Raw genomic sequence first — 13,438 nt, forward strand, 5'->3', positions numbered from 1 at the left:
GTTACCTTCGAAGCTCACACGAATGCTGTTGTCATCGAAGTAGCTTGCACCCACTGTGGACGGGTGAACTGCTCAGTGTTAGGGGGTCTGTTCCGTACCTTCCGCGTGCAGTCTGTCTAGTGGGCGATGTACACGCGACTACCCTCTCTGTCGAGGACGCATCCGCAGTGTCTCTTTTCGGAGACTGGACACTGTCTGACGTCGGGTCCGCGCTAGTGTCTTGAGTGAGCGATATTGACTTGATCTTGATAGTTCCCTCTTCGGCCATCCTGAACCCACGAAATTCAACGTCCGGCTGATACCGGTTCAGAGTGAAGTTGACCGTGACCTTCTCCCAACCGTCGGTCGGTGCGACTCCCTTTTGTGCTATCGTACCGTCTTCTCCTTTCGCGTTAATATCCAACAGTGCAACAGGTTCTTCTCCGGCCCCTGTCACGTTCATGAAGAACGTAACTCGGTACGCCCCGGGCGAGAGCGAGTCGTACGGTCCGAACCACACTGTGTCCCCATCCTCGCCACGTTCGCTAGTGATGGTTTGGTTGTAGAGTAGAGCATCGGTATCTCTGATCTTCTCTGGATGGAGAACCTAATCAGAGTGGCATCTCGACCACTTCGGGTGGTACGAGAAGCCGACAGGAGTAACCCACGAGGACGGAACCCCCGGTGACGACCTCTCCGAGCGTCCGAGCGACTGACCACGCGGAACACGCGGGAGAACGTCTGTCCACGCTGCACACGAGCGGATCACTTCCGCGAATGTAACGAGAAGGCTATCAGAACCACACCGAGGAACTGAAACAGGCGCGTGACGAGCGTAAGCAGTTGTTGATACTGCAGACCGATGTAGCCCTCACGGAGGAGCAACGAGCCGACGAAGGCGATACCGAACGCGACGGCCGTGAGGAAGAACAGCCCCGCGGAGAGCGCTCGCATCGCTCGGCTGTCGTGGCGGCGGTACCCGCGATAGGCCTGGTATCCCACGTAGCTGCCGACGAGGGTCGAACCGAGGGCGAGCGCGACGATAATCCAGTCGACGAGAGCGGCCACAGACACCATCTCAGAGGTCCTCCCACATCTTCGTAAAGCGGTCGGCGGTGTCGTTCTCCCTTTCTCCGGGAAACGATTCGTCGTCGGTGCGCGTCACGGCCGCCTCGAACGACCCGGACTCCAACGTGAGTGAGACTTCTGATAACGTGGCCGCGTAGACGCTGTAGTGGTTGTTACTGGTCCGAACCTTGGTCTGTTCCTCGAGGAGTCCGTGCGTCTGTAGTCGGTCTACTCGCCGGTAGACCGTCGGTTTGGACATCTCACATTCGTCGACAAGCTGTTGTGCGGACATTGGTTTGATACTCGTCGCTGCGAGGATGTCTCGGGCGTACTCGTCGCTGAGGACGTCGAGAAGCTCACCCAACGCAGGATCCTCACTCACGTTTCGGTCGAACAACCGCCTGATAGATTAATAAGGCCCGTGGGTTTCGACCACCACCGGCCGCGGCAACCGGTTCCGGAAACGCGACGGAACTGTCGGAGCAGTACCGTGAGACTGTGGAGGGGCTGGTGCGTCAGCGGCGACTGCGATGGGGACCGTGGTGCTGTCAGAGGGCACGTCACCATACTACTGGTGTGAGAGCGCGTTTCCGGCTCGTTGGGACCCATCGCACTTCGACCGACGAGCCGCCGCATAATATAAAAGGGGGGCGAGTTTCTGACCCGGAAACTCGCTCGGTTTCAGGCCGGACAGCCCACCGACCGGCCGACTTCGATCAAGCGGTCCGTTTCGACGCCGGTTCCGCGGACGGTGTAGCCGTAGCCGTCGCAGTCCCACGAGAGCGAGTCGGTCGGCCCGTAGTCGAGGCTCGCCGGACGGCCGTCGAGCGTCAGGTCTCGTTCCTCGGGGCCGATGTCGAGCGTGTAGTTGAACTTCGCGACCGTGAGTTCGCGCCCGGAGGCGGCGTAGCGAAGCCCCACCCCGTCGATTCGGCCGGTCGTTCGTGTCGCGTACGCCAGTTCGAACGCGGGCGGAACGGTCGGATTCGGGACCGAAATCGAACTCCGTGCCTCCAGGGCGGCACCGCTTCGGTACCACTCCGTATCGGGGACGGTTGGTCGCCGTACGTCCGTGTCGGCGTCTCGTTCGGGTCGGAACGCGTCCGCAGATACCTCCGGGTCGAACGTCACGTTCGTGTACGTCGTCGTCACCGACCGTTGAGCATCGTCGGCGGTCCACGCCGTCTGCTTGCGCAGGGGGTAGAACCGTTCGGTGTCGACCCACAACCGCTGTCTGTAGTGCGCCTCGCCCCGGGTGTTCGCGGGGACGACGTCGAGTACGTACGACTCTCGTCCGCCGACGGTATCGGTCTCGACGAATTCGACGGTGTAACTGCGGTTCGTGTCCACTTCGGGAGCGACGCCGGTCTGTCTCGGCACGACGGGTAACGGCGACACGCCGATGGCTTTCGGGCGGCCGGTGTCGTCGGTCAGTCCCGCGGCCGCGACGATCTGTTGGAGCCGAACAGCCGTTTGCGGATCGGTCGGCGGTCCCGTCAACTCGATGGCGGTCACGGCGTTTCGGTCGGTACGGTGGAGCCACAGCGTCGAGCCGTTCGAGACCTTCAGTTCGTACCGCCGGTCCGACGCGTTCTGGAACCGGACCCGTTTCCGGTCGGTTCCCGGGACGAGCGTGACGGTTGCGACGTTTCGGGACGTAACCGTACCGTTAGTCCGTATGGCGACCGTCTGCGTCGCGGTGAGAGCATCGACGGAGCGGTAGCGCTCGGTCACGTTGGCGTCGACCGAGGGGTTCTCGTCTCCGATCGCACCTCCCGACGCCCAGAGGACCGCGGGAAGCACGACACAGAGGAGTAAGAGCACCACGAGCGTGCGCCGACTGAATCCGAGTGGAGGACGGGTCATTCCGAGTGAGCCTTGAACTCATATCGGATAACTGGTGGGTAAATACTTTCGGACGTTCGGCCCAGAAATCGGCAGGAAATTCGACGCGTACGGGAGTGGAAATACACTTCGAAGGCAAACTGCCGGTTTCGTGAGCCGAGTCGCCTACTCTCGGGACGAATCCCCGATTGCCGTCGTGCTATCGACGAGGCCCGAGAACTGACCGACCGTTCCGGTGGTCGTCCCGAACTGCCCGTGCTCGTTCGCTCCCACAAGAGAGCGTCCTGCGGCCGCTGAATCGGGTCCATTCGCCTGACCCCCCCGCTGAGCGTCGTCATCGCGGGGACGGTTGCGGTGTCTGTGTCTCCCCCGCCCAAAGCTACTTGCCCCACCTCACCGAAGCGCCGGGAGCATGAGTGACGACCAAACTGTGTTCGACCGGCTAGGCGGCCACGACGCCGTCGAGAGCGTCGTCGACGACTTCTACGACCGGGTTCTGAGCGACGACCGACTCGTCCACCACTTCGAAGACAGCGACACGACGAAGCTACGAGCGCACCAGGTACAGTTTATCTCGGCGGTCACCGGCGGTCCAGTCGACTATTCCGGGCGAGACATGCGTTCGGCCCACCGAGGGATGGGCATCACCCACGAGGAGTTCGACATCATCGCAGGCTATCTGGACACCGCACTGGATGGAAACGGCGTCTCCGACGAGGACCGCACGCAGGTACTCGAACAGGTGGAGGAACTCCGTCCCGAGATAGTCGAGGCACGGTAACACACGGTCTTCTCCCACCGTCTCTCGCTTTTCGCCTCGCATCTCTCGTACCCTCGAATGGGAGGGTAAGCCGCTCTGACTACGAGAAGGGGAGTCGAAGTAAGTCGTCCGGCGGCCACCCGTCTAACTCTGCCGCCGCTTCGAGTAGTTGGTCTCTGGATCTGTTATCGGTGAGCGTCACCTGGTCTCCGTCTCGTTCGACGACGTCGAGCCTCCGCAACAGGGGAAGGTGGACGTGGACTAATCGGATGTGCGCCCGTTCGACCTGTTCGCTACCGACCGATTCGGGAGGAGAGCGATGTCTGTAGGCTGCCACCCGTCGGGCGAGTCGCTCTTCGCTCACCCCTCGGTCTGAATGTATCAACTCGTAGAGCAGAAGTTGCCGGTCCGCACTCCCGAGCACTCTGAACGCCTCTGTCTCCTCCATCACCACGTGCAGACACGGAGTTCGCACACAAAGCACCCATACCTAACCATTTGGGTCGTCTCCTCGTCTCGGTTTCTGGCCGTTCTATCGTTCCTCTCTTTTCCTCTCGTTTTCGACGCCTTCGGTGAGAGGAGACAGTATTCCGAGCGCGCTCCCACCGAGAGACGTCCTCCAAGTTCCTCCCCGAAGGCTCTGTTGAAACGGTTGACATGTCACACAGTTACTCCGAACAGACGTGCGTGCTACCAACACAATATTCGAGACGATCAGAACCGATAGTCGAGAGGTTCGCGCCGTAGCGCTCCGTTTCTATCGCCGTCGAGTGAGAGACGGTGGGCGAGACGCGCAAACCCGCTACTACCCTTCTGCGGGTGCTGTCGGCTGGTTCTGCTCGTACTTGTCTTCGAACTCGTGGATGAGTTGGCCCATCTTCGCGTACCAGTCGTTGAGCATCCGTTGCATGTCGTCCGTAATCTTCGAGGGGTCGGTCGGCGAGTAGACGTGGTAGTAGCCGCCCTGTTCGTAGTTGACCTGGTCCTTTTGGATGAAGCCCGCCTGAAGCAACCGCTGGACGGCGCGATATGCGGTCGAGCGCTCACGACCGACGGTGTCCGCCACTTCGTCCACCGTGAGCGGTTCTGAGGCGTCTATCAGGACTTGAAAGCAGTCTCTGTCGAGCTGTTTCAGACCGTGGAAACACTCGAGAAGCCCCTCACACTCCATGTCCTGCTGGAGTTGTTCGGCCATAGAATCGGGCATGATAATCGTTGGGATGTAGTGGTTCCGGCATTAAAAGATTTGTGTAAGGGACGTACAATTCTCCGCCAACTGCGGTATTTCCCCCCTTTCAGTCCCTACCGGCACCTACCGGACCGGTGAGCTCCGAGATGTCACACCGTAGAGCGGGTTTCTCACCCCTGCTATCGATAGATTCCATACGAGTCCGCCGTTCGGCAGACTTGGGACCCCCTACTCGTCGCATAACTCCCGTCTGACCGCGTATAGTGTTGTATGTTACGTCCACAAACGGGAAGTTCCGTATCTGGAATTCGCCGAGGACGGCTGAAATTTTCGATTATAGACGTCGGTGTTGTGGCTCGAGGGGTCGTTTCTATCGCGGGCCGGTCTCTCTTGTGGGCTGAGCTCTGAGACACGATGTCCGAACACCAGCACCTATTTTGCAGGTGTTCGACAATAAAGAACGCATGGGTCATCACACGTTCGACGCGACGAAGGCCGAGAAACTCGAGGACGCGTCCGGTCGATATCGGTACGTCTCCCGTGAGGAACTTCTGTGGGCGCTCGCCCTTGACGGCGGCGAGACTGTCGCAGACCTCGGAAGCGGTACCGGATTCTACACCGACGACGTGGCCCCCCACGCGGACCGCGTGTACGCCGTCGACCTCCAAGCGGAGATGCACGACTACTACCGACAGAAGGGCGTCCCGGAGAACGTCGACCTCGTCACGACCGACGTCTCCGACCTTCCGTTCGAGAACTCCCGCGTCGACGCGGCGTTCTCCACGATGACGTACCACGAGTTCGCGAGCGACGACGCCCTCGAGGAACTCGCTCGCGTCGTCGCATCCGGCGGCCGGGTCGTCGTGGTAGACTGGGCGGCCTCCGGGACCGGCGAGAGCGGACCGCCCGTCGGTGAGCGGTACTCCGCCGACGAGGCCGCCGATGCGTTCCGAACCCACGGGTTTACGGAGGTCTTCCGGGCGGTTCGCCCGGAGACGTATCTTCTCGTGGTCGAGAGTCCCTGACAGCGAAAGCGAACGCGAGAGCGCGAGACCCGTCTGAGTCTCGCAGCCGAGCGCCCGAGACTGGCCATCGAATCGGTGCGGGACCGGTCTGTATGCTGCACTCCCGTGTCGCGGCCCGGCTATCGGTACGACGTCGATAAGCGGGTCGGTCTCCGGTCGAATCGTAGAGTTCGACGAACGAGAGTCGTCTTCTATCCCGCTACGTTCCGTCGTTTTCGTTCTCTCGGCGCTACACGCTGGCTCTGTCGCTGCGGTGCCCCACAACGACGAGCAGGCGTCCGACCGCGGGCCAGTGGGGGTACGGGACGGTTCGTCTGCCCCTCGTTCGACTACTTGGACCCACACAGCCCGGACGGACATCGTCCCCTCGGCCAGCGTTTCGGTCTCGTCCGTACAGGTCACACCGGCCGCGGTGAGTGCACCAGTCCGTTCGGCGAGGCGGTCCGCGGCCGAACTGTACGTGCTCTTTACCCGTGTGGCCTCCTCTCCTCTCGTGTTCTCAATATTGTGAAAACTACGAAATACTTTTGATTCTGTCGCACTAACCCCGAGGTATGAGCGACACGTTCGTGGTCGTCGGCGGTGACGCCGCGGGGATGAGCGCCGCGAGCAAGGCTAAACGCGAAGACCCGGAGCTGGAGGTGATCGTCTTCGAGAGAGGCGAGTGGGTGTCCTACGCGGCCTGCGGGATGCCGTACTACGTCAAGGGCGAAATCGAGCACTTGGACGACCTGGTCGCCGTGACGCCCGAGGAGTTCCGCGACGAACGCGACATCGACCTCCGGACCGGCCACGAAGTCGTCGACATCGACCCCGAGGCCGGGAACGTCACCGTCGAGGGCGACGGTGAGACGTTCGAACAGCCCTACGACCACCTACTCGTCGCGACGGGCGCGAGCGCAATCGAGCCACCGTTCGACGGCCTCGACCTCGACGGCGTGTTCACGATCCACGACATGGACGAGGCCGACGCCATCGACGACTACGTCGCCGACCACTCGACAGGGTCTGCGGCGATCGTCGGCGGCGGATACGTCGGCATCGAGATGGCCGAGGCGCTGTCGGCTCGGGGTTTCGACGTCGACCTCTACGAGATGCTTCCGCACGTCCTCCAGCCGTTCGGTGACTCGGTGGCCGAGGTCGTCGAGGACCATCTTCGAGAGCAGGGCGTCCACCTGCACCTCGACACCGCCGTCTCGGGCTTCGACGGTGGGGGGCGCATCGAACGCGTCGTTCTCGAAGACGGGTCCCGACCCGCCGATATCGCGATTGCCGGTGTCGGCGTCGCGCCCGCTACCGGCCTCGCAGCGGACGCCGGCGTCGAGTTGGGCGAGACCGGGGCCATCTCGACCAACGAGTACGGCCGGACGAACTACGAGAACGTCTACGCTGCTGGGGACTGCGCCGAGGCACGCCACGTCGTGACCGGCGAATCGGTCCACGTACCGCTGGCTCTGACGGCCAACCGGGCCGGCCGTGCGATCGGTCAGACTGTCGCGGGCGACCCGGAGCCGGTCGGCGAAACCGCCGGAACGGCCATCGTCAAGGCCTTCGACCTCGGTGCCGCCCGCACCGGAATCGTAGACGAGGTGCGAGCGCGGGAGGCCGGGTTCGATCCGGTTTCGGTCTCGATTTCGGCGTCGTCTCGGGCCCACTACTACCCCGGTGGCGGCGAACTCACCGTCACGCTGGTGGCCGACCGGGCTACCGAGCGCCTACTGGGTGGAACGGTCGTCGGCCGGGAGGGTGCAAAGCGCATCGACACGGTCGCGACGGCGCTCACGGCGGGCATGACGGTATCCGAACTGCGGAACGCTGATCTGGCCTACGCGCCGCCGTTTAGCCCCGTCTGGGATCCCGTCCTCACGGCGGCGAAAGTCCTCGGCGGCAAACTCGACCGCGCATGAGCGACGTCACGCCATCCGACTACGTGCGCTCTCACCGCGAGGAACTGGTCGCACTGACTCTCGATCTCCTCGCGATCGATACGTCGAACCCGCCCGGTGACACGCGCGAGATAGCCGACGAGATCGAACAGTTCCTCGAACCGCTCTCGGTCGACGTCGCTCGGTTTGCCGTCGATCCGGCGAAGCCGAACGTCGTCGTTCGAGTCTCCGGCGAGTCCGACAGCACGCTGCTGTACAACGGGCACCTCGATACGGTACCGTTCGACGCCGACGCGTGGACCCACGACCCGCTCGGCGAGCGCGTCGACGATCGCGTCTACGGTCGCGGCGCGACCGACATGAAAGGTGCCGTGGCGTCGATGCTGTTCGCGATTCGGGCGTTCGAAGCCGTCGACGCCGACCCGCCCGTCGATCTCCTGTTCGCTTTCGTGAGCGACGAGGAAGTGGGTGGCGACGCCGGTCTGTCGGCGCTGTTGGAGGCCGGAGAAATCGGCGCGGACGCGTGCGTGATCGGCGAACCGACCTGCGAGGCGGGCCGCCACTCGGTCACGGTCGCCGACCGAGGAAGCACCTGGCTGGCGATCGAATCCGTCGGTGAGGGAGCCCACGGCTCCCGACCGGCACTCGGCGTCAATGCGATCGATCGGCTCTACGACGCGGTCGAGACCTTGCGCGAACGGTTCGGCACCGAACGGCTCGAAATCGACTCTGACGTGGCACTGATCGTCGAGGAGTCTGTCGAATACTACGCCCCGTCGATGGGCGACGACGTTGCTCGCGACCTGTTTTGGTATCCTTCGATCAATCTCGGCGTCTTCGCGGGTGGCGACGCGATAAACAGCGTCCCGAAGTCCGCCCGCGCCGAAGTCGACGTGCGGTTGACGGCGGGAGTCCACACACCCGACGTGCTCGCGGAGATTCGCGATTGCGTCGCCGACTGCGAGGGTGTTACCATCGCCGACGCCTCTTGGAGCGTCGGCACCGCCGAGGCACCTGACAGTCCGCTCGTCGAAGCCGTCGCGTCGTCTGCCGAGGAGGGCACACCGGACCGCATCTTCCGACGGAGTGCCACCGGTGGCGGCGACGCGAAGAAACTCCGGAACGCGGGTATTCCAACTGTCGAGTTCGCGTTCGGAACCGATACCGCCCACACTCCCGACGAGTACGTCCCGGTCGACGTGCTCGTCGATAACGCGGTCGTCTACACTCGTATTCCGGCGAGGTGGCGGTCCCAGAGAGACCGATAGCAGTCCGCCGACGCGGCGGTCGTATCAGTGACTGCTCCCGTTTCAGACTGTCAAACGAGAAGAATTATCTAATAATATTATTAATTTTTCTATTTTTGTTCCAGTAATCTTTTCATGCGGGTGTGAGTGTGTCTCTGTACCAATTGACAATAATTTGACTACGGAGGCCGGTCCGGGATAAAGAGGAAGCAAATCACGACAGAACGCCCGTCTTGGCGGGAAAAATCGAACACAACAAATGACAGAACCATCAGATGTGCCGGGAGAGGCGGACGAGGAACTGGCCGACGACGGACGAGACGAGTCGCAGACGATTCCTGCGCTGTTCTCCACTCGACGGAGCGTACTGGCGGCGCTCGGCGCCGCCGGCCTCGTCGGCTTCAGCGGTACGGGGTCCGCGTCGTCTCGGACCGGTCTCGACGAGGACGGCATCCTCTCGGGGAAGAAAAACAAGGTTTCGGGTAGATATCCGGTAGTCGCTGGCGGGTACAGGAACAAGGCACTGGACAATTTCTCGACTATTAGCGGAGGGAAGAACAACCGCGCCGGCAGTTCGGGTAGCGATACCGACAGCGCGTCGTACTCGACGGTCGGCGGCGGACGGGCGAACCTCGCTTACAAGTGGGCGACGGTCGCAGGCGGCCACGAGAACGAAGCCAGCGAGGACCGCGCCGCCGTCGGCGGCGGCGGAAAAAACACCGCGAGCGGCGAGAACGCGACCGTCGGCGGAGGGTACGGCAACACTGCGAGGATGAAAAGCACAACTGTCGCGGGCGGCGAGTCGAACACCGCCAGCGGAGGATTCTACTCGACAGTCGCTGGCGGTTTCGAGAACACCGCTAGTGGGGAGGCGGCGTTCGCCTGTGGCCGTGGGAACACGGCCGACGGTGATGGGGCGACCACCAGCGGCGGCTACAACCAACTCGCCAGAGGTTTTGCCACGACCATTAGCGGTGGACTCAGTAACAGCGCTACGGATGCACAGGCGACCGTCAGCGGCGGCGGCGAGAACACGGCCGAGGGACAGGGGGCGACTGTCGGGGGTGGCCTACTGAACGAGACGAGCGGTGGGCACGCGACCATCGCCGGTGGGCGACAAAACAACTCCCTCGACGGCGGCGCGTTCATCGGCGGCGGTCGAAGGAACACCGCGAGTGGAGCCATTTCGGCCGTCGTCGGCGGTCCGGAGAACACCGCGAGCGAATTCTGTGACTTCGTAGGCGGCGGGCAGGGTAACACTGCCAGCGGTCGGTGGTCGACTATCGCGGGCGGCTATCGGAACGAAGCCACAGACTCTATTACCTTCGTCGGCGGCGGCCGGAACAACGAAGCAACTGGTCTGATGTCGATCGTCGTAGGCGGCTATCAGAGCGAAGCCACAGGTGGGAATACTTTCGTCGGCGGCGGCCGGAACAACGAAGCATCTGGTCTGTTGTCAACCGTTGGCGGAGGCGGCTTCAACGTCGCCAGCGGCGAGTCCTCGACCATCCCCGGTGGATTCGGGAACGTGTCGAGCGGACGGCTCTCGTTCGCCGCCGGTCAAAAGGCGATGACCGAATCTCCGAGCGGAACCCCGCACGAGGGAGCGGTGGTGTTCGGCGACGCGACGCAGAACGAGATTCACTCGCGGGGCCCAAACGAGTTCCGCTCGCAGATGCCGATGTACGCCCCGTCGTTCAATACGACGAGCGCTCGGGCGAAAAAGCAGTCCGTCGGTCCGGTCGACGCGGGCGACGTTCTCGACACCGTCACCGACCTCGAGGTGAGTACCTGGGAGTTCACGGATACGGACGACGGTCGACACATGGGCCCGATGGCCGGCGAGTTCCACGACGCGTTCGAGTTAGGTGGCGACGACGAGACCATCGCGAGCGTCGACGCCGACGGCGTCTCTCTGGCGGCGATTCAGGGGCTGGCGGAGAAACTCGAAGAAAAAGACGAGCGCATCGGCGAGTTGGAAGCGGAGAACGAAGCGCTCCGCGAGCGATACTCGGAACTGGATGACCGCCTCGCCACCCTCGAACAGACGGTCGGAGAGGACACCGCGTCCGGCGGTAGTACGTAGGCTCGAAGGGTCTCTTTAGCGACGATTTTTCTACCGAGCGAAAATTAGTCTCTCGGTCTGAACCCGTCGAACAGGTATTCGAGGCGACCTAACCCGAAGTGTCGAGACGCTACTGAAACCCCGACTCCGTGCGGGTACCTGTGGATGCATTCGACTCCAAGCGTCTCACCGAAAACCGCGAACCGGATTGTATTGTACGATAATCCCAATATTATTAAACGCACGGTGCGTAGAGGCTCCTAATGACGACACAGATGGCGGAGGCGAACGGGGTAGTTTCCCTCGGCGACGGCGACATCGAAGCGGTCGTCGAGGACAGCGGCGTCGCTCTCGTGGAATTTTACACGGAGTGGTGTGGCTCCTGTCAGCGTATGGAGCCGGTCCTCGAAACGCTCGGCGAAACCACCGATGCGACGGTTCTAACGGTCGATATCGAATCGCATCTCGAAACTGCAATCGAGTTCGGTGCCCAGAGCGCGCCCACGTTCGTCCTGTTCGTGGACGGGCGGCCGGTGAAACAGCTCCGTGGCAGCCAGAGCGAACAGGCCCTCTGCGACCTGATCGCTCGGTACAGTGACTGATACTCTGGTGAGCGACCGATGAACCCCATAGAACTTCGCGCTGACACGCCCGCTCTGCACGAGGACGTTTACCTGAACTTCGGCGCTCACGGGCCGAGCCCGCAGTACGTCGTCGAGGCTGCCGACGAGTTCGTCCAATCACACGAGTACGAGGCGAACGCTCGAAACGACCCTTACGACGTGGCGTTCGACGCGTACGACCGGGCGCGAAAGCGCGTCGCAGACTTCGTCGGTGCGGACGCCGCCGATATCGCTCTCACGGAGAGTACGACCGCGGGAATCAACGCCGTCGCGAACGCCATCGACTGGCAATCCGGCGATACTGTCGTTCGGACCGACCTCGAACACCCGGCGGGAACGCTCCCGTGGCAACGCTTGGAACGGGAGGGAGTCGAAGTCCGCGTCGTCGAAACTGAGGGCGGTCGCGTCGATCTCGACGATTTCGCTGCGGCCGTCGACGACGCACGTCTGGCGTGTTTCAGCGCGGTGACGTGGACTCACGGCACCCGGTTGCCCGTCGCCGACCTCGTCGATATCGCTCACGAGGCCGGTGCGTTTGCGCTCGTCGACGCTGTGCAGGTGCCGGGACAGCTTCCGATGGACGTCGGTGAGTGGGGAGCCGACGCCGTCGCGGCGGCCGGCCACAAATGGCTGCTGGGACTGTGGGGCGGTGGCTTCCTCTACGTCGACCGTGACGCCGCCGAATCCCTCCTGCCTACCACAGTTGGTTACCGAAGTGTCGAGACGCCGACCGCAGACCCCTACAAGTTCGCGCCCGGGGCACGGCGATTCGAGGTCGGATCGTCGAACCCGGCTCCACACGTCGCCTTGGCCGAGGCGGTCACTGTGATCGACGAGGTGGGGATCGACCGTATCGCGGAACGAATTCAGGAACTGGCCGGGCGGCTGACCGACGGTATCCCAGCCGAGCGACTCTACAGCCCGATGGATCCCGAGTCGGGACTCGTGACGATCGATGTCGATGATCCCGAAGCGACGGTCGATCGGCTCGCTTCGAGGGGAATCGTCGTTCGCGCTCTGCCCGCACCGAACGCCATCCGCGCATCTGTCCACGCAGTCAATACTCGCGCCGAGGTCGATGAACTGCTCGACGCGCTCGAACCGGAGTGGACCTGACGCGGCCCCCGAACTCCGCATCGGTTCGCTACGACGGGTTCTCGCGGTCTGTGGCACACGAGCGGTGCCGCCGGGGTGTTCACCGACGAGATACTGCAAACGGCAAGAGAAGCAACAGGGGGGATCGCTCACCCGTACGCGACCGTTCTCGTCGTCGACGGCGTGACCGCAGTACGTGGAGTGAACTTCGAGGCCAGACGCTACCGGCTCTCCGATCAACGTCTCGGACGCGTCCGCCTCCGCGATTCGGAATCTGATTTCGGGGCTCGCTCGTCGAAGATCAGACGAGGAGTTGGATGTCGGCGTCGGCCATGTCCTGGATGGCGGTGGCCGCGCCGACGCCGGTGGTGACGCCGTCGTAGAAGTCGTGTTCGTCGTAGTCCATGAGGTCGATGGTCATCTGGCACGCCTGAAACTCCACGCCCATATCCAGGCTGGTTTCGATGAGTTCCTCGATGGTCGCGGTATCGTTGTCCTCGATTCGCTTCGCCATCATCGTCGTGGTCATGCGGTCCATGCCGGGGAGCGCGCCGACGATGTTCGGGACGGGCATGTTCGGGTTTCCGACGGAACTGAGCTTGAGGTTCTTCGAGCGCTCCTCGTGGAGGATGTCGAGTCCCCAGAACGTGTGGAAG

General features: G+C 62.8%; 13 protein-coding genes. 7 read left to right on the forward strand and 6 right to left on the reverse strand.

Features of this window, described 5'->3' with window-relative positions:
- Positions 1 to 744 precede the first annotated feature (744 nt).
- The 3 genes from BM167_RS15850 to BM167_RS15860 form a co-directional block, all read right to left on the reverse strand.
- Complete coding sequence (locus BM167_RS15850; RefSeq protein ID WP_092893702.1) at positions 745 to 1,056, reverse strand: DUF7521 family protein; 312 nt, start codon at positions 1,054 to 1,056, stop codon at positions 745 to 747.
- Between the two features lies 1 nt (position 1,057).
- Complete coding sequence (locus BM167_RS15855; RefSeq protein WP_092893724.1) at positions 1,058 to 1,429, reverse strand: winged helix-turn-helix domain-containing protein; 372 nt, start codon at positions 1,427 to 1,429, stop codon at positions 1,058 to 1,060.
- A 299-nt stretch (positions 1,430 to 1,728) separates the two neighbouring features.
- Positions 1,729 to 2,913, reverse strand: coding sequence for a LolA family protein (locus BM167_RS15860; RefSeq protein WP_092893703.1), 1,185 nt, complete (start codon positions 2,911 to 2,913; stop codon positions 1,729 to 1,731).
- A 391-nt stretch (positions 2,914 to 3,304) separates the two neighbouring features.
- On the opposite strand from BM167_RS15860, the gene BM167_RS15865 reads away from it, so the two are divergent.
- Complete coding sequence (locus tag BM167_RS15865) at positions 3,305 to 3,673, forward strand: group I truncated hemoglobin (RefSeq protein WP_092893704.1); 369 nt, start codon at positions 3,305 to 3,307, stop codon at positions 3,671 to 3,673.
- Positions 3,674 to 3,752: 79 nt separating this feature from the next.
- On the opposite strand, the gene BM167_RS15870 is transcribed toward BM167_RS15865, so the two are convergent.
- Both BM167_RS15870 and BM167_RS15875 read right to left on the reverse strand, forming a co-directional pair.
- Complete coding sequence (locus BM167_RS15870; RefSeq protein ID WP_092893705.1) at positions 3,753 to 4,100, reverse strand: DUF7344 domain-containing protein; 348 nt, start codon at positions 4,098 to 4,100, stop codon at positions 3,753 to 3,755.
- 357 nt (positions 4,101 to 4,457) lie between these two features.
- Positions 4,458 to 4,859, reverse strand: a complete 402-nt coding sequence (locus tag BM167_RS15875) for a helix-turn-helix domain-containing protein (RefSeq protein ID WP_092893706.1) — start codon at positions 4,857 to 4,859, stop codon at positions 4,458 to 4,460.
- A gap of 446 nt (positions 4,860 to 5,305) precedes the next feature.
- Here BM167_RS15875 and BM167_RS15880 point away from each other — a divergent pair, with 446 nt between their 5' ends.
- The 6 genes from BM167_RS15880 (at position 5,306) to BM167_RS15905 (ending at position 12,803) form a co-directional block, all read left to right on the forward strand.
- The gene (locus tag BM167_RS15880; protein ID WP_092893707.1) at positions 5,306 to 5,866 is read left to right on the forward strand and encodes a class I SAM-dependent methyltransferase; all 561 of its coding nucleotides are present in this window, start codon (positions 5,306 to 5,308) and stop codon (positions 5,864 to 5,866) included.
- Positions 5,867 to 6,420: 554 nt separating this feature from the next.
- Positions 6,421 to 7,773 carry an FAD-dependent oxidoreductase gene (locus BM167_RS15885; protein WP_092893708.1) on the forward strand — a complete coding sequence of 451 codons (1,353 nt, stop codon included), beginning with the start codon at positions 6,421 to 6,423 and terminating at the stop codon, positions 7,771 to 7,773.
- Positions 7,770 to 9,020 (forward strand): M20 family metallopeptidase, encoded by a 1,251-nt coding sequence (locus BM167_RS15890; RefSeq protein WP_092893709.1) that lies wholly within the window; start codon positions 7,770 to 7,772, stop codon positions 9,018 to 9,020. The genes BM167_RS15885 and BM167_RS15890 overlap by 4 nt, the downstream gene beginning before the upstream one ends.
- A gap of 238 nt (positions 9,021 to 9,258) precedes the next feature.
- Positions 9,259 to 11,085, forward strand: coding sequence for a tail fiber domain-containing protein (locus tag BM167_RS15895; protein WP_143095526.1), 1,827 nt, complete (start codon positions 9,259 to 9,261; stop codon positions 11,083 to 11,085).
- Positions 11,086 to 11,327: 242 nt separating this feature from the next.
- Positions 11,328 to 11,666 carry a thioredoxin family protein gene (locus BM167_RS15900; RefSeq protein ID WP_245781391.1) on the forward strand — a complete coding sequence of 113 codons (339 nt, stop codon included), beginning with the start codon at positions 11,328 to 11,330 and terminating at the stop codon, positions 11,664 to 11,666.
- Between the two features lie 18 nt (positions 11,667 to 11,684).
- Positions 11,685 to 12,803: an aminotransferase class V-fold PLP-dependent enzyme gene (locus BM167_RS15905; RefSeq protein ID WP_092893711.1), complete on the forward strand. Its 1,119-nt coding sequence runs from the start codon at positions 11,685 to 11,687 to the stop codon at positions 12,801 to 12,803.
- Between the two features lie 280 nt (positions 12,804 to 13,083).
- Here BM167_RS15905 and BM167_RS15910 read toward each other — a convergent pair.
- A partial coding sequence (locus tag BM167_RS15910; RefSeq protein WP_092893712.1) for a DsrE/DsrF/DrsH-like family protein occupies positions 13,084 to 13,438 on the reverse strand: 355 nt, incomplete at its 5' end.

The sequence above is a fragment of the Halopelagius inordinatus genome, assembly GCF_900113245.1.
Lineage (GTDB): Archaea > Halobacteriota > Halobacteria > Halobacteriales > Haloferacaceae > Halopelagius > Halopelagius inordinatus.

Coding starts and splice junctions, on each gene's coding strand:
- BM167_RS15890 (WP_092893709.1), top strand. CDS start 7,770: ATGAGCGACGTCACGCCATCCGACTACGTGCGCTCTCACCGCGAGGAA.
- BM167_RS15870 (WP_092893705.1), bottom strand. CDS start 4,100: ATGGAGGAGACAGAGGCGTTCAGAGTGCTCGGGAGTGCGGACCGGCAA.
- BM167_RS15885 (WP_092893708.1), top strand. CDS start 6,421: ATGAGCGACACGTTCGTGGTCGTCGGCGGTGACGCCGCGGGGATGAGC.
- BM167_RS15905 (WP_092893711.1), top strand. CDS start 11,685: ATGAACCCCATAGAACTTCGCGCTGACACGCCCGCTCTGCACGAGGAC.
- BM167_RS15865 (WP_092893704.1), top strand. CDS start 3,305: ATGAGTGACGACCAAACTGTGTTCGACCGGCTAGGCGGCCACGACGCC.
- BM167_RS15900 (WP_245781391.1), top strand. CDS start 11,328: ATGACGACACAGATGGCGGAGGCGAACGGGGTAGTTTCCCTCGGCGAC.
- BM167_RS15860 (WP_092893703.1), bottom strand. CDS start 2,913: ATGACCCGTCCTCCACTCGGATTCAGTCGGCGCACGCTCGTGGTGCTC.
- BM167_RS15850 (WP_092893702.1), bottom strand. CDS start 1,056: ATGGTGTCTGTGGCCGCTCTCGTCGACTGGATTATCGTCGCGCTCGCC.
- BM167_RS15880 (WP_092893707.1), top strand. CDS start 5,306: ATGGGTCATCACACGTTCGACGCGACGAAGGCCGAGAAACTCGAGGAC.
- BM167_RS15875 (WP_092893706.1), bottom strand. CDS start 4,859: ATGCCCGATTCTATGGCCGAACAACTCCAGCAGGACATGGAGTGTGAG.
- BM167_RS15895 (WP_143095526.1), top strand. CDS start 9,259: ATGACAGAACCATCAGATGTGCCGGGAGAGGCGGACGAGGAACTGGCC.